The 15,332-nt window shown below is 60.7% G+C and carries 16 protein-coding genes; 10 read left to right on the forward strand and 6 right to left on the reverse strand.

Features of this window, described 5'->3' with window-relative positions:
- Positions 1-113 precede the first annotated feature (113 nt).
- Genes V9T28_RS16925 through V9T28_RS16940 form a run of 4 tightly spaced genes read right to left on the reverse strand, consistent with a single transcriptional unit; the run spans position 114 to position 2,605 of the window.
- On the reverse strand, positions 114-449 hold the full coding sequence (locus V9T28_RS16925; RefSeq protein WP_116400201.1) for a hypothetical protein: 336 nt from the start codon (positions 447-449) through the stop codon (positions 114-116).
- Positions 446-1,333: an NAD(P)-dependent oxidoreductase gene (locus tag V9T28_RS16930; RefSeq protein WP_116400202.1), complete on the reverse strand. Its 888-nt coding sequence runs from the start codon at positions 1,331-1,333 to the stop codon at positions 446-448. The genes V9T28_RS16925 and V9T28_RS16930 overlap by 4 nt, the downstream gene beginning before the upstream one ends.
- The gene (locus tag V9T28_RS16935) at positions 1,330-1,836 is read right to left on the reverse strand and encodes a gluconokinase (protein WP_199500065.1); all 507 of its coding nucleotides are present in this window, start codon (positions 1,834-1,836) and stop codon (positions 1,330-1,332) included. Before V9T28_RS16935 ends, V9T28_RS16930 begins: the two co-directional genes overlap by 4 nt.
- Before the next feature lie 13 nt (positions 1,837-1,849).
- Complete coding sequence (locus tag V9T28_RS16940; protein ID WP_116400204.1) at positions 1,850-2,605, reverse strand: SDR family oxidoreductase; 756 nt, start codon at positions 2,603-2,605, stop codon at positions 1,850-1,852.
- A gap of 89 nt (positions 2,606-2,694) precedes the next feature.
- Between V9T28_RS16940 and V9T28_RS16945 the strand changes: the two genes are divergently transcribed.
- Positions 2,695-3,645, forward strand: coding sequence for a 2-hydroxyacid dehydrogenase (locus tag V9T28_RS16945; protein ID WP_116400205.1), 951 nt, complete (start codon positions 2,695-2,697; stop codon positions 3,643-3,645).
- A gap of 12 nt (positions 3,646-3,657) precedes the next feature.
- Complete coding sequence (locus V9T28_RS16950; RefSeq protein WP_116400206.1) at positions 3,658-4,692, forward strand: L-idonate 5-dehydrogenase; 1,035 nt, start codon at positions 3,658-3,660, stop codon at positions 4,690-4,692.
- A gap of 51 nt (positions 4,693-4,743) precedes the next feature.
- On the opposite strand, the gene V9T28_RS16955 is transcribed toward V9T28_RS16950, so the two are convergent.
- Positions 4,744-5,655, reverse strand: coding sequence for an SMP-30/gluconolactonase/LRE family protein (locus tag V9T28_RS16955; protein WP_116400207.1), 912 nt, complete (start codon positions 5,653-5,655; stop codon positions 4,744-4,746).
- 501 nt (positions 5,656-6,156) lie between these two features.
- On the opposite strand from V9T28_RS16955, the gene V9T28_RS16960 reads away from it, so the two are divergent.
- Both V9T28_RS16960 and V9T28_RS16965 read left to right on the forward strand, forming a co-directional pair.
- Complete coding sequence (locus tag V9T28_RS16960; protein ID WP_116400208.1) at positions 6,157-6,366, forward strand: hypothetical protein; 210 nt, start codon at positions 6,157-6,159, stop codon at positions 6,364-6,366.
- Between the two features lie 131 nt (positions 6,367-6,497).
- Entirely contained in the window at positions 6,498-7,661 is a 1,164-nt protein-coding gene (locus V9T28_RS16965; RefSeq protein WP_116400209.1) for an NRAMP family divalent metal transporter, read from the forward strand.
- A gap of 4 nt (positions 7,662-7,665) precedes the next feature.
- Here the strand turns inward: V9T28_RS16965 and V9T28_RS16970 are convergent, their stop codons facing one another.
- Entirely contained in the window at positions 7,666-8,268 is a 603-nt protein-coding gene (locus V9T28_RS16970; RefSeq protein WP_116400330.1) for a 2-hydroxychromene-2-carboxylate isomerase, read from the reverse strand.
- A gap of 723 nt (positions 8,269-8,991) precedes the next feature.
- On the opposite strand from V9T28_RS16970, the gene V9T28_RS16975 reads away from it, so the two are divergent.
- From V9T28_RS16975 to V9T28_RS17000, 6 genes are read left to right on the forward strand one after another with little or no spacing between them, the layout of a single operon-like run.
- The gene (locus tag V9T28_RS16975; RefSeq protein ID WP_116400210.1) at positions 8,992-9,996 is read left to right on the forward strand and encodes a UDP-glucuronic acid decarboxylase family protein; all 1,005 of its coding nucleotides are present in this window, start codon (positions 8,992-8,994) and stop codon (positions 9,994-9,996) included.
- The gene (galE, locus tag V9T28_RS16980) at positions 9,996-10,982 is read left to right on the forward strand and encodes a UDP-glucose 4-epimerase GalE (protein ID WP_116400211.1); all 987 of its coding nucleotides are present in this window, start codon (positions 9,996-9,998) and stop codon (positions 10,980-10,982) included. The genes V9T28_RS16975 and galE overlap by 1 nt, the downstream gene beginning before the upstream one ends.
- Positions 10,979-12,826: a glycosyltransferase family 2 protein gene (locus V9T28_RS16985; protein WP_116400212.1), complete on the forward strand. Its 1,848-nt coding sequence runs from the start codon at positions 10,979-10,981 to the stop codon at positions 12,824-12,826. Before galE ends, V9T28_RS16985 begins: the two co-directional genes overlap by 4 nt.
- Positions 12,827-12,854: 28 nt before the next feature.
- Positions 12,855-13,457, forward strand: a complete 603-nt coding sequence (locus V9T28_RS16990; RefSeq protein WP_210210409.1) for a DUF995 domain-containing protein — start codon at positions 12,855-12,857, stop codon at positions 13,455-13,457.
- An 11-nt stretch (positions 13,458-13,468) separates the two neighbouring features.
- Positions 13,469-14,416, forward strand: coding sequence for a glycoside hydrolase family 26 protein (locus tag V9T28_RS16995; protein ID WP_116400214.1), 948 nt, complete (start codon positions 13,469-13,471; stop codon positions 14,414-14,416).
- A 29-nt stretch (positions 14,417-14,445) separates the two neighbouring features.
- Entirely contained in the window at positions 14,446-14,958 is a 513-nt protein-coding gene (locus V9T28_RS17000) for a DUF995 domain-containing protein (RefSeq protein WP_245424041.1), read from the forward strand.
- The last annotated feature ends 374 nt before the right edge of the window (positions 14,959-15,332 follow it).

Consider the following 15,332-nt stretch of genomic DNA (forward strand, 5'->3'; position numbering starts at 1 on the left):
TGTGGGGCGCTTGTTCGTGAACGACATGTCGTGATCGTTATCAATATCGCTGGAATTTGCAACGCCCTGAGCCACGAAGCCGCACCCGCAAATGTCTGACGGGCAAGCCCGCGTCAGGCCAGGTCGTACTCTTCCGCTTGCGTGACATGATGATGAATCCGTCCTTCGAAATATTTCGAGAGAACTTCCTCGGTCGCAGCGCGCGCCTGCGCGCGGATCGGGCTGGCAAGCGCAGCTTCCACCGTTTCTATATCCGGATAATTGACCGCCAGGATCATCGGATATTCCGGCGCGCCCTCGTCGCGCGACTCGGCGAACGACACACGCACGCTCAACGCGCCTGGAAAGGCTTTCCATTTCGGCAGAATGGTTTTCAGCACGTCGGCGCGAAAGGCTTCCGCCTGCCCGTCCTTCACCTTGCCTTCGAACAATGCATAGCGCGTGATCACTCGACGATCTCCTTTTTTGGTCCTTTGAAAAATTCCATGAGCGCCGCCTGGTCCTCGCCGCCAAGTCCCGCGGCAGTCAGCATGCGGTGTACCTCGGCACAAATGGCGGTGAGCGGCATTGCGGTATTCGTCTGCCGCGCAAGGTCCTGCGCACCGGCAAGATCCTTGACCATATTGTCGATACGGCCGGTGCGGCGGTAATCGCGGGTGACGAAACGCGGCATATATTCCTGCAAGATCGCACTGTCGGCGCGGCCGCCTTTCAGCGCCTGTGGAATCTTCGCGGCATCGACGCCGGCATCGAGCGCAAGCTGTGTGGCTTCGGCCACAGCAAGAAACGTCAAGCCGCACAGGACCTGATTGATCAGCTTCGTGGTCTGCCCGGCGCCGGAAGGACCCATATGTGTATAATTGGCACAAAGATATTTGAGCACCTGATAGGCATCGGCAACATCGTTGGCGTCGCCACCCGCCATCAGAGTGAGCTCGCCGGTCAGAGCCTTTGGCGCACCGCCGGAGAGCGGACTATCGACCCAACGCAGCCCCGCCGCGCTTGCTTCCTCGGCCAGTGCGCGTGTCGATGTCGGATCGATCGAGGACATGTCGATAATGAGCGTACCGCGGGCGGCGCCGGCCGCCACGCCTTTCTCGCCAAAGACCGCAAGCCTGACGATCTTTGCCGCGTTCAGGCTGAGAATGACGAAATCCGACTGTGCCGCAGCATCCGCCGCGCTTGGAGCCGCTTGCGCGCCCTTGGCTACGAGCACATCGACCTTCGCTTGATCGAGATCGAAAACGGTCAACCGGTGACCGGTGGCGACGATTCTCTCGCCAATCGCACCGCCCATGGCGCCCGCACCAATCAGAGCTACGCGCAAGCTCATTGTTCCCTGTCCTTTCCAACCCGTTCGCTCATTGCAGCGATGATCGACGTCACGATATCTTCGACTGTCGCTGCGATGTCGACACGGATCGCGTGCTCGTCCACCGCCGGCTCTTCGAGTGTCGCAAACTGGCTGTCGAGCAGCGACTCCGGCATGAAGTGCCCGCGGCGCTCGTGCATGCGCGAGGCGATCAGCTGTTTCGAACCGGCCAGATAGATGAATAGAACCGGCGCTTGCGCTGTCTTCGAAATGAAATCGCGATAGCTGCGTTTCAAAGCTGAACATCCGATCGCTGTCGGCCGTTCGGCATCGCGCAAACGAAGACCCACTTGCTCAAGCCAGGGCCAACGGTCGTCATCGGTCAAGGGAATGCCGTGACTCATCTTTTCGATGTTCGCGGCCGGGTGAAGGCCGTCGCCGTCGAGGTAAATGATTCCGAGGCGAGCGGCCAATGCCTCACCGATGCTCGATTTGCCCGAGCCCGCGACACCCATGAGCACCATGCGGCGCGGTATCTCAGAGCGAGGCTGTGATTCCACCGTCGACATAAATCACCTGACCGTTGACGAACGAAGATGCATCAGAGGCAAGAAACACGCAGGCGCCGACCAATTCCTCGACACGTCCCCAACGCCCCGCCGGCGTGCGCCGTTCGAGCCAAGCCGAGAATGCGGGATCTGCCACCAGCGCCGCATTGAGCGGCGTATCGAAATAGCCCGGCGCAATGGCATTGCATTGCAGCCCGTATTTCGCCCAGTCTGTCGCCATGCCCTTGGTCAAGTTTCCAACTGCCCCTTTTGTCGCAGTATAGGGGGCGATGCTGGGGCGCGCCAAGGACGTCTGCACGCTGGCGATATTGATGATCTTACCGCGGCCGCGTTTGATCATGTGGCGGGCGACCGCCTGGCCGACATGGAAGACGCTGGCGATATTGGTTTGCAGGAGACGCTCGAAGGCGTCGGCGGGAAAATCCTCGAGCGGCGAGCGGTATTGCATGCCGGCATTGTTGACCAGAATGTCGATCGGGCCGCTCGTCTCTTCAAGATGATCGATCGCCGCGCGCACCTGCGCATGATCGGTTGCATCGAAGGCAACTTGCGATGCGCCGTCGATCGTCGCCGCGGCGCGCGCCAGTTTTTCGGCATCGCGGCCGTTGAGGATGGCATGTGCGCCAGCGTCGGCGAGCCCCCTTGCCAGGGCAAAACCTATGCCCTGCGACGAACCCGTCACCAGCGCGCGCCGGCCGGAAAGGTCAAAAAGGGAAATGCTCATCCGTTTCCTCGTTTTTTGTCTCGACAAATGCCCTAATGTCGTTATGTTATCGGTAACATTTCGGTTTGAGTCAAGGGAGAACGCTAAAGATGTCGGCGAAACCGCAAATCCTGCAGATCGGGCCCTATCCGGCATGGGACCAGGAACCGCTCGACGCGGCCTTTGACGTCCATCGCTATTTCGAAGCAGGCGACAAACAGGCGTTTCTGAATCAGGTGGGCCCTGGGATCCGGGGCATTGCGACGCGCGGCGAACTTGGCGCGGGGCGAGCGATGATCGAAGCATGTCCGGCGCTCGAAATCATTTCGGTTTATGGCGTCGGCTATGATGCGGTCGATCTTGCTGCATGCCGGGAACGCGGCATCCGCGTCACCAATACGCCGGACGTGCTGACCAAGGACGTGGCCGATCTTGGCGTTGCGATGATGCTCTGCCTGTCGCGCGGCATGATCGGCGCAGAACGTTGGGTGAAAGACGGAAGCTGGGCGGCCAAAGGCCTTTATCCGCTGAAGCGCCGCGTGTGGGGCAAACGCGCGGGGGTTTTGGGGCTCGGGCGGATCGGGTATGAAGTCGCCAAACGCCTCGAAGGCTTCGACATGGCCGTCGCCTATTCGGACGTCGCGCCGAAGGACTTCGCCGGCAAATGGGAATTCATCGCCGACCCGGTCGCGCTCGCGGCGCAATCCGACTTTCTGTTCGTGACCCTCGCGGCTTCGGCCGAGACCCGCCATATCGTCGACAAGCGCGTGATCGAAGCGCTCGGGCCGGATGGCATGCTCATCAACATCTCGCGCGCCTCGAATATCGACGAGCACGCGTTGCTCGACGCACTGCGGACCGGCGCCCTGGGCTTTGCGGCGCTGGACGTCTTCGAGGGCGAGCCGAATCTCAATCCCGGCTTCCTGGAACTCGACAACGTGCTGGTGCAACCGCATCACGCATCGGGAACGGTCGAGACGCGCAAGGCGATGGGCCAACTTGTCCGCGACAATTTGGCCGCCCATTTCGCGGGCCGAGCCTTGCCGACCCCCGTTATGTAAAGGAGACCAATCGTGAAGACGCTCGTCATCCATGCGCCAAAAGATCTTCGGATCGAGGATCGCGCCGTTGAGTCTCTTGGGGCCGGCCAAGTCGCCGTTCGCCTTGCGGTTGGCGGCATTTGCGGCAGCGACCTGCATTATTACAACCACGGCGGCTTCGGCACCGTGCGCCTGCGCGAGCCGATGATTCTCGGCCACGAAGTGTCCGGCTATATCGAACGGATCGGCGCAGGAGTTGAAGGCCTGCGCGAAGGGCAGCTCGTCGCGGTGTCGCCATCGCGGCCATGCTATACGTGTCGCTATTGCCGCGAGGGGCTGCACAATCAGTGCCTGAACATGCGCTTCTACGGCAGCGCCATGCCCTTCCCGCATATTCAAGGGGCCTTCCGCGAAGTGCTGGTCGCCGATGCGCTGCAATGCGTGCCGGCAGAGGGGCTCAGCGCGGCCGAAGCGGCGGTGGGCGAACCATTGGCGGTCGTTCTCCATGCCACGCGGCAGGCCGGCGAGATGCTCGGCAAGCGTGTTTTGATCACCGGCTGCGGCCCCATCGGATTGCTGAGCATTCTGGCAGCAAGACGGGCCGGCGCCGCGGAAATCGTCGCGGTCGACCTCACCGATTTCACCCTCGACCTCGCCGCGAAGATCGGCGCGGACCGGACCATCAACACGCGGTCGAATCCGGATGGCCTTGCGCCTTATTTTGCGAACAAGGGTACATTCGACGTGCTCTACGAATGTTCCGGCGCAGCCGCCGCATTGAGTGCCGGCATCAATGCGCTGCGTCCACGCGGCACGATCGTTCAGCTTGGTCTCGGCGGCGACATGAGCCTGCCGATGATGGCGATCACGGCGAAGGAACTGTCGTTGAAAGGCTCGTTCCGTTTCCATCCCGAATTTGCCTTCGGCATTGAATTGATACGCAAGAAGCTGATCGACGTGAAGCCGCTCATCTCGCATACGGTTGCATTGGATGACGCGGTGCAAGGCTTCGACCTCGCGAATGATCGCAGCCAAGCGATGAAAGTGCAATTGGCCTTTGGCGCGTAAGCATTTCGGCACCGACAGGGACGCGTGCATGCAACACGCGCGCGGCCCATTTCAGAATGTCTTGGCGCCGTTGACCGGCAGCCGGACGCCGTAAAGCGAGGTCGTGCCGCAGATATAGAGATAGTTGCGTTTCGCGCCGCCGAAACAAACATTGGCGACCACTTCCGGCACACGGATCTTGCCGATGAGATTGCCGTCCGGCGCGTAGCAATGCACGCCGTCGCCGGCGCTGGTCCAGATGCGTCCTTCCGTATCGACGCGCAATCCGTCGAACATGCCTGCGGTGCAATCGGCGAAGACACCTTCGTCGGTGAGCTTGCCATGCTCGTCCACGGCAAAGCGGCGGATATGGGCAGGGCCGTCCGGCTTATGGCTTCTTCCGGTATCCACGATGTAGAGAACTTTCTCGTCCGGCGAAAACGCAAGACCATTGGGCTGCACGAAATCATCCGCGACGATGCGCACGCGGCCATCGGTCTCAAGACAATAAACGCGGTTGGCCCCCTGCTCGCTCTCGGCCCGATGGCCCTCATAATCGGTGTCGATGCCATAGGTCGGGTCGGTGAACCAGATGCTGCCGTCCGACTTCACGATCACATCGTTGGGGCTGTTGAGACGCTTACCGTCATACCGGTCCACCAGGGTGATGACACTGCCGTCAAACTCCGTCCGCGAGACGCGGCGTCCGCCATGTTCGCAGGTCACGAGACGGCCCGACCGATCCACCGTGTTGCCGTTGGAATAGCCCGCCGGATGGCGAAACACCGAGACGGCGCCGCTGCATTCGTCCAGGCGCAACATCCGGTCATTCGGGATGTCGGACCAGATCAGCGAGCGCGCCGCGGGAAAATACGCAGGCCCCTCGGCCCAGCGGCAGCCGGCGAAAAGCTGGTCCACTTGCGCCGAGCCGACGAACAGGCGCCGGAAGCGGTCATCGAGGATTTCGAAGCAGGACGTCGTCATTTTTCACCTCCGCGCGGCGTCACTCTGCATGTCATTTGTGGACGCTTGACCGCGTGGACTATTGTACCTTGGGTCCAACATCAAGCTGGACCCGTTGGCGCCGGGTCGTCGAGGGCAGGTTGAAACAAAGCAATCCTTGAGAATTGTTATGGGCGAAGCCCGATTGGCGACCGCCCTAAGCCGCTTTGAATCGCTCTATTTCAACCTAAATATCGATTTAACACATTGATTAATAATATATATTCTCTCTATCAGTTCGTTCCCAAAAACGGTTCATATGCTTACCAATCGACCTCGCACAGGTCCCGCCGCCAGAAGATATTTGATGGTTTTGAAATTGACGTGGATGGGTGGGTTTCGCATGCTTTGGCAAGGACCGGCGTGGCGCCCAGATTTGCTCCCGCCGCGATTGATCCTGCCCTTGAACGTCTCCAACCTTGCAGTGCCGCCTCCATCTGGCACCCATCCATCCTCTGACTCACGCAGTGTTCGTTCCCTAATATGCCGCATGTTCTCTATATGTTCTTTTTCCAAATTTGTCAAATTTTCCGCCGCTTCGGTCCCGGGCAACAACCTGTGAAAATCCCGCACGGGGCTGATGGCGATGCGATTGCCCTGGAGAGAGATGGCATGTCCCCTGACCGCATTGTAATGTCTGGCCCGGAGTCCGAACCGCAACGAATCATGAGCGAAACGCTCAACGTCTTTTGAGGTCCGGCCCCGCAGAGCTCTAAAACTCTTGCCCAGGAGAACCGCCGGTGGACAGGGACGCCCAATCGTCCGCAGTCAAAGCCCTCCCCGTCCTTCGGTCTATCGCAGCTTGGGGGCCAGGCCTTCTGGTCATGCTCGCCAATACGGATGCCGGCAATGTGGTGACGGCGGCGCAGGGCGGCGCGGAATGGGGTTACCGGCTGCTGCCGCTGCTGCTGTTTCTCGTCCCCATGCTCTACATGGTCCAGGAGCTGACGGTACGCCTCGGCATCTACACCGGCCGCGGCCATGGGGAGCTGATCCGTCAAAAGTTCGGGGCCGGCCTGGCGTGGTTGTCCACGATGGGATTGGCGACCGCGACGATCGGCTCCCTGGTCACCGAATTCACCGGCGTCGCCGGCATCGGCGACCTTTACGGCGTGCCTCGCAGCATGAGCCTGCCGATGGCCGGCCTTGCGCTGCTGGTCATTGTCTGGACCGGCTCTTACCGGCGGGTGGAACGGGCGGCGCTCGTCATCGGCCTGTTCGAACTGGCCTTCTTTGTCGTCGCCTGGACGGCCCATCCGACGCTTGAGGCCCTCACGAAAGATGCCGTCGCATGGCCGATGGGCAATCCGCACTTCATGTATTCGGTTGCGGCCATCATTGGCGCGACCTTCAATCCATGGATGATCTTCTACCAGCAGTCGGCGACGGTCGATAAGGCGCTTCAGCCGAGCGACCTCACCCATGCGCGGTGGGATACCGGCATTGGCGCCATCCTGACCCAGTGCCTGACCGGCGCAGTCCTGTTGGCCGTCGCGGCGGTTTTTGCCGCCGGCGATGGCGCGAAGAGTCTTTCCAGCGTCGGCGAGATCAGCGTTGCTCTGATTCCGATTCTGGGCGGACAGGTGGGCCGCCTGGTTTTCGGCTTGGGTGTGCTGGGCGCCTCGCTGGTGGCGGCGGTCGTGTCCTCACTGGCCTTGGCCTGGGGCGTCGGCGAGATGACCGGGTATCGCCGGTCCCTGGAGTATCGGCCCTTCGAGGCGGGATGGTTCTATGGCGTTTACGCGGCCAGCGTGATCGGCGCCGCGGGACTGGTGTGGCTGATCCCCGATTTGGTCTGGCTCAATATCGCGGCGCAGGTCTTGAACGCATTGCTCATGCCATTCGTGATCGGCTGTCTGGTGGCATTGGCCATGACGGCGCTGCCGGAAAAGATGCGGCCGCGCGGGTGGTATCTTCGACTGCTCGTCGGCCTGTCGGCGATGACGTCTCTCTTGGGCGTCTTCGGCGGGCTCCAAGCCCTCTTGTAAGCCCCTAATATATCAACCGCCCGTGCAGAGCCCATTGAATGGCGTCGTCCAATCGATCGTCGCCCCAGAAGACCTCATGACCGACCGCGAAACTAGGCGATCCGAAAACGCCGAGGGCCTTCGCCTCTTCGGTCGCTTGTCGGTAAAGAACCTCGATTTCGATGCTCTGCGCCTCATCGATGACAACTTCCGGCCGCTGCCCGATCTCGCGCAAACTTTCGGAAAGGTTGGGCTCGGATCCCGCCTCCAGCCCTTCTTGAAACCAGCGCCGGTATGTCGCCTGAGCATAGGCGCCGCACCAACCGCGTGTTTCGCCAACAATTGCGATTTTGTTGGCGAGGTCAAATTCTGTGAGCGGATAAGGCGCGGGAAGCTGGGCCGGGATCCCATAGCCCGCGGACCGGCGTTCAATGTCGCGCCACATATAGGCCATCTTCACCGGCTTGCCGCGGAACGGGATATTGTTCTGTTCGATCATGATTGAGCGCACGGAAAACGGGCGCCAGCGAATGCGGACGCCCCTTGCCTTCGCGACACCCTCCACCCGCATCACCGAGAGATAGGAATACGTACTGCCGATTGAAATCCAGAAATCTATGGTCGGCATTTGCATCGTCGGTCTTTCCGTCGGCGGAAAAGCGGCTCTTAGGATGTTATTCGAAATGATTTCCCGCCAAGTTCAAGCTGTGCTTTCGGGCGATGCTCCAGCATTAGGATTACGCCTTGGACGATCGTCGGTCCGGCCTGGCGTTCGTTCGGAATACCCGCTCGACGGCGCGGTCCATTTCGTCCCGATCCACACCTGTGCGGCCCGTTGCGGCACCGTCAAGTGAACTTCTGTGAAGTGGTCCTCAAAAGGTTTCTCCACCGTCGCCCCCGAGACGGCGCAGACGGGGCGAATCAGTGCCATATCGCAGCATGTGGCACGAGCCGCTTTGAGTAAACAAATAACCTATTGAAAATATTCGCGATTATACTCATGCACCGTCAAGTGAGCAGGCCGCTCATGAAGGGGTTTTCGAGGATCCGGCCCTGCCCAATGTCTCAGGTTGCAAGCACCCGGGCCGGAAAATCCTGCGACAGGTGGGTCATGAGCCCCCACAAAACCGACCTGCCGTTTCACATACGCTAAAGAATGTACGCCGTGAGAAATATGCGGACTCTGTGATAACGACAAAGAGTGCCCCCGGGATTATTAATGTTCCGGTCAATGGGGGAAATTATTGACTCTCTAAGTAATTACCCGCGCGACGGCGAAGTCGAGTCTTCGAAACCACCGGAAATATCAGAATGAAGAAAGACATGGCCTCTTTCTTCAATAGGAGGTCTTATGCTTTATTCCAACGACGGAAGTTTCCTTTCCGCAAATATTGGTTTGAAAAAGATCTTGGTGGCGGGCGGGGCCGGTTTCCTTGGGTCACATCTTTGCGAAGTCCTTCTCGGCCAGGGGCATCGGGTCATTTGCCTCGACAATCTTTCCACCGGACTGATGCGCAACGTTCAGCATTTGATCCGCAACGAGCGTTTCAGCTTCATCGAACACGATGTGATCCGTCCGATCGACCTCGACGTCGACGAAATCTACAATCTTGCCTGCCCGGCCTCGCCGCCACACTACCAGGCCGATCCGATCCACACGACCAAGACGAGCGTTTTGGGCGCGCTCAACCTGCTTGAGCTGGCCGTGCGGCATCGCGCGCGCATCTTCCAGGCCTCGACTTCCGAAGTCTACGGCGACCCGCAGGTGCATCCGCAGGTCGAGAGCTACTGGGGCAACGTCAATTCGTTCGGTCCCCGCTCGTGCTATGACGAAGGCAAGCGTTGCGCCGAAGCGCTCTTCTACGACTTCCACAAAGTCCACGGCGTGGAAGTGAAGATCGCACGCATCTTCAACACCTACGGCCCGCACATGCGTCCCGATGACGGTCGCGTGGTCTCGAATTTCGTCGTTCAGGCGCTGCGCGGCGAAGACATCACCATCTACGGCGATGGCTCCCAAACCCGCTCCTTCTGCTTCGTCGACGATCTGATCGACGGCTTCGTTCGGCTCATGGCGTCGCCGAAGTCTTTCCTCGGTCCCGTCAATCTCGGCAATCCGGGCGAGTTCACCGTTCGCGAATTGGCCGACAAAGTGATCGAACTGACCGGCTCGACCTCCAAAATCGTGCATCGGCCGTTGCCCAAGGACGACCCGCAACTTCGCCGCCCCGATATTTCGCTCGCCAAGCGTGAACTTGGCTGGGAACCGCATGTTCCGCTGTCGTCGGGCCTGAAGCGGACGATCCGCTATTTCGGCAGCCTGCTCGAGAGCACCAATCTCGCTGAGGTCGCATAATGCCTGCGCAACGCATTCTTGTTACCGGCGGCGCCGGGTTCATCGGCAGCCATACAGCAAAGCTGCTGAGCGCCAGCGGCCTCGAACCCGTGGTCTATGACAACCTGTCGACCGGCAACCGCAATTCCGTGCGCTGGGGACCGATCGTCCACGGCGACATCCTCGACACCGACCGTCTGATCCAGACCATCGCAGAGTATAAGCCTGCGGCCGTCATTCATTTCGCCGCATCGGCCTATGTCGGTGAGTCGGCGCAGAATCCGGCCAAATATTACCGCAACAATGTCACGGGCACGCAATCGCTTCTGGATGCGTGCCTGCAAGGCGGCGTCGACAAGCTCATCTTTTCCTCGAGCTGCGCCACCTACGGCGTCCCGGCGCAACTGCCCATCGGCGAAGCGACCGAGCAGCGGCCGATCAACCCCTACGGCCAGACGAAGCTGATCGCCGAGCACATGCTGCGCGATTATGCGAGCGCCTATGGGCTGCATTATGTGGCGCTGCGCTATTTCAATGCCTGCGGCGCCGACCCTGAAGGCGAGCTCGGCGAATGGCACGAACCCGAAACGCATCTCATTCCGCGGGCGTTGATGGCCGCCGCGGGCACGATCCCGTATCTTGAGGTCTTCGGCAACGATTACGACACCGCCGACGGCACTTGCGTGCGCGACTACATCCATGTCTCGGACCTCGCGCAGGCGCATCTCCTCGCCTACACCCACCTTGCACGGGGCGGCGAAAACCTCGCCGTCAATGTCGGCACGGGCCATGGCTCCTCGATCCATGAAATCCTCGGCACGATCAGCCGCGTTGTCGGACGTGACGCACCGGTCAAGCTGAACCCGCGCCGCGCCGGCGACCCGCCGGCACTTTATGCCGACCCGACGCTCGCGCGATCGGTTCTCGGCTTTGCCCCCAAATATTCCGACCTCGACACGATCATCCGGACCGCTGCGCCCTTCTTCGGGCTGGAGGCGCGGCCATGACGCAAGCGTCGCACAAGGCGATGGGGAATGCTTCTGCACCGATCCAGGAGCCTCTCCTGGTGTCGATCTTCACGCGCCGCCAGCGGATCGAATATCTCGCTGGCGCTGTGATCTGGCTCGTCGCCTTCGTGAACTTTTGGGTTTGGTGGCTGCAACCCGCGCATCATTTCAGTGTATTCGGCACGATGATGGTGACCGTCGTGCTCGCCTGGGTGACATCGCTGCCGGCCTACTTTCTGGTGATTTTCTATCGCGCGAAAAAGCCGAACGGGCCGCTGCGGTTGCCAGCGGGCAGCCGGGTCGCCATGGTCGTGACCAAGGCGCCGTCGGAACCTTTCGCGATCGTGGCCGAGACGCTCGAAGCGATGCTTGCCCAGGACGTGCCGCACGACACCTGGCTGGCCGACGAAGACCCCTCCTTCGAGACGCTCGACTGGTGCCGCCAGCACGGCGTGTATGTATCGACCCGCCGCGGCCGCGCCGACTATCACAGGACCACATGGCCGCGGCGCACGCGCTGCAAGGAAGGCAACCTGGCCTTCTTCTACGATCATTATGGCTACGACCGCTACGATTTCGTCGTGCAGCTCGACGCCGACCATGTGCCGGAGCCAGGCTATCTGTTCCAGATGCTGCGCCCGTTTGCCGACCCGGCAATCGGCTATGTTTCGGCGCCGAGCATCTGCGACCGCAATGCGCATGAAAGCTGGTCGGCGCGTGGGCGCCTCTATGCGGAAGCAAGCATGCACGGATCGCTGCAAGCCGGTTACAACGGCGGCCTCGCACCGCTGTGCATCGGCTCGCACTATGCCGTGCGCACCAAGGCCCTCAAGGACATCGGCGGGCTCGGTCCGGAATTGGCCGAAGACCATTCCACGACCTTGATGATGAACGCCCACGGCTGGCGCGGCGTGCATGCGCTCGACGCCATCGCCCATGGCGACGGTCCGCGCACGTTCAGCGATCTCGTCACGCAGGAATTCCAGTGGTCGCGCAGCCTCGTCATGTTGCTCCTGCAATATTCGCCCAAGCTCGTGCCGATGCTGCCGCCGCGCCTGAAGTTTCAGTTCATCTTCTCGCAGCTCTGGTACCCGCTGTTTTCCTGCTTCATGGCGCTGATGTTCGCCATGCCGATCATCGCGCTGGTGCGCGGCGAGAATTTTGTCGCCGTGACCTATCTGGACTTCCTCGCGCATTTCGCCCCGCTCTCGATCATCCTGATCCTGATGGCCTATCGCTGGCGCGCCGGCGGCACGTTTCGCCCCTTTGACGCCAAGGTCCTGGGCTGGGAGACGACCTTGTTCCTGTTCGCCCGCTGGCCGTGGGCGCTGGCCGGAACGTTGGCGGCCGTGCGCGATTTTATGACGGGCTCGTTCGTCGATTTCCGCGTGACGCCGAAGGGAACGTCTGACGTCGATCCCTTGCCGATGCGGGTTCTCGCCCCTTACATCTTCCTGTCCTTGGCGTCCGTGCTGCCGGTCCTCGTGATCGGGGATGCGGGCAATTCCAGGGGCTTCTATCTCTTCGCGGTTCTGAACGCGGTCTTATACACGATCCTTCTGCTGGTGATTGTCGTGAAGCACGGCCGCGAGAACACCGTGCGCGTGAAAAGCCGCGCCTATCGTCCCGCGATGGTTGCCGGTCTCTTTTCACTGATCATACTGCCCGCGTTGGCGGCCACGGAACATGGCAAGGACAGCCTTGAATCGCTGAGCTGGGGCGCGGGCAATTTCCGGCTGTTCCAGGAGCGCTATTCGGTTGCAGGGGCCGGCATGGGCGGCCAATCCCTACGCACAATCGTGTTTCATCCAAGATGGGTCCCGTCGGATGGCAACGCAAATTAAGGAGGGCGCCATTCGGGCGCAAACGACCATGAATTCAGTGATCCGCATCGCACGTCGAGGCTTCGTCCCGCGCCTGCAGTGGCTTGGCTTTGCCGCGCTCGCAGGACTTATGTTCATCCCCGCACAGAGCGGGGCGGCGCCCTCGAGCCAGATCCAACTGCCCAATGGCGCCCGCGCCATGAGCGCGATGGAGCTTTATGCCCTCTACCGCGGCAAATCGTGGAAATGGAACAATGGCGCCGGCCGCCTGCAAGATGCGAACCGCGACTTTGCCGCCTGGTCGGGCGCAGGCAAGGATGCCGTCTGGGCCATGGGCCGGTGGACCGTGACCGACGCAGGCGACATGTGCTTGAAGGCCGACTGGCATACGGCGACCGGTGTATACCCGCGCAAGACCTGTTTCCTGCACAAAATCGTCGGCGAAACGATCTACCAGAAGCGGGAGCCGGATGGGCAATGGTACGTGTTTAAACACGCCGTTCCCGCCGACGGCGACGAATTCAAGAAGCTTGTCGATGCAGACCTCGTCTCCGCGAACCTGAGCGCCCTCAAAGGAGCGGCCGGACAGGAGCAAGCTGTACCCCATACTGATCCGGCACCGCAGGTCCACAAGATCAGCACGCAACAATAAGGAAAAAAGCAATGAGCAAGATACGGAAAGCAACGGCCGCCTCCCTCGCGGCGATCATGCTGTCTGGTCTCGTATTGGCTAACAGCACGCAAAGCATCGCCGGCCCGCAAGCCGCCCCTCTGATGCCCTCGGACAAGTGGCCGGTTCTCTCCTCGTCCTCGCTTCCCGTCGGGGCCTATGATCCGCACGGCGATTTCAATGCCGCGCGCGAATCGAAGATCGAGCACGTCTTTCTTCCGTGGGAAGACGTCGATCTTTCGACCCTGACGGCTGCCGACGATTATGCGCGCTCGCGCGGGCGCTCGCTCATGATCAGCGTCGAGCCATGGTCGTGGTCCAAAGATTGGCGCGTCTCGCCGCAAAACCTCTATGAAGGCATCGTCAACGGTAGCTACGATGCCAATGCTGCCGCCATTTGCGGAGCGATGTCGAATCTCAAGAGTCCGGTGACCATTCGCTGGGCCCAGGAGATGGACGAAAACGAGAACCAATTCACGTGGTCACACTGGAGCGGGCCGCAATACATCCGTGCCTACCGCCACTTCGTCGGCGAATGCCGCAAGTATATTACGGACGCTAAGTTCATGTGGTCGCCGAAGGGGAACGACGACCTGCAGAACTACTATCCCGGCAACGATGTCGTCGATGTCATCGGGCTCTCGGTCTTCGGCTATCAGTCTTTCGACCATCATAAGGTCGGCCGGGATCGGAACTTCAACGAACTGCTCACCCCGGGCTACAATCTGGTGAAGGGCTATGGAAAGCCGATCGTGGTCGCCGAGCTTGGTTACGAAGGCGACGCTGCCTATAATCATGTCTGGGCAGAAGAGGTTGGCCAGCCCCACCCGCAATTTCCGGGCCTCACCGCCATCGTCTATTTCGACGACCGCGAGGTTCACCCATGGCCGGATGGCTTCGGTCTTCCCAACTGGCGCGTTGTTCAACAAAACGCGAATTGACCGCTGATAAACGAACAAGGAATGCGTCCATGTCTTTTCCTCGCGCAATGGTATTAACATTGACAATCGCCACCGCTGTCGCCGCCATCGTGCCGACAGCGATGGCGGCGCAATCGGAAACTGCCAAGGCTTTGGCGGGAAAACCGCTGACCGGCTCCGAATTGACGCAGCTTTACAGAAACCGGACGTGGATATGGGATCATGGCGGCGGCTACTTCGCGGCCAAGGACAATACGTTTAACGCCTGGTCCGGTAAGGGCAGTTCCGCCTCATACGGCGAAGGCGTCTGGTTCACCGCATCCGGCGGCAGGCTCTGCTTCGATGCGGAATGGCATTCGGCGCAAGGGAACGCGCCGGCGCTGACGTGCTTCAGTCATCGCGAGAAGAATGGCGTCATTTACCAGCGGCGGGAGCCCGCCGGTGCCTGGTACATTTTCAAACATGCGCGCGTGAAACACGACGACGCCTACCTCAAGCTGCAACTTGGCGACCGGGTCGCCGGGCACATCCCGCGGATTAAGGAGCGGCTCGCAAGCAACTAATCGTCGCTCGCCGATGCGGGCTCGCCGATTTCGATCACGGATAGGTCAGAAGATCGAAACGGCCGGTCCGCGCTAGCGAGGAAAGCAACGAGAGGTCTGCCCAAATCCGCTCGGGGTGCAGATATAGGGTGCGTGGCCGAGATATCCGTCGCCGGCCATCTTGACGGCAAGCACGGGGGCGGAGGCGCTCACGTGTCGCTTGAAATGCTCGCGAGACGAATGTTCGATCCGTCTTGAAATCGGAAGATCGGGATTTCCGGTGCCTGCGACGGCCATTTGGCTCGGAGCAGCGAACAATGAAAGCGCCGACATGCCGATCAGTGCCAGTTTCCTGGGCGAGACCCGGGACGATGGGGTTTGCCCATCATGTGATA

Origin of the sequence: Methylovirgula sp. 4M-Z18 (genome assembly GCF_037890675.1) — a bacterium.
Taxonomy (GTDB): Bacteria; Pseudomonadota; Alphaproteobacteria; order Rhizobiales; family Beijerinckiaceae; genus 4M-Z18.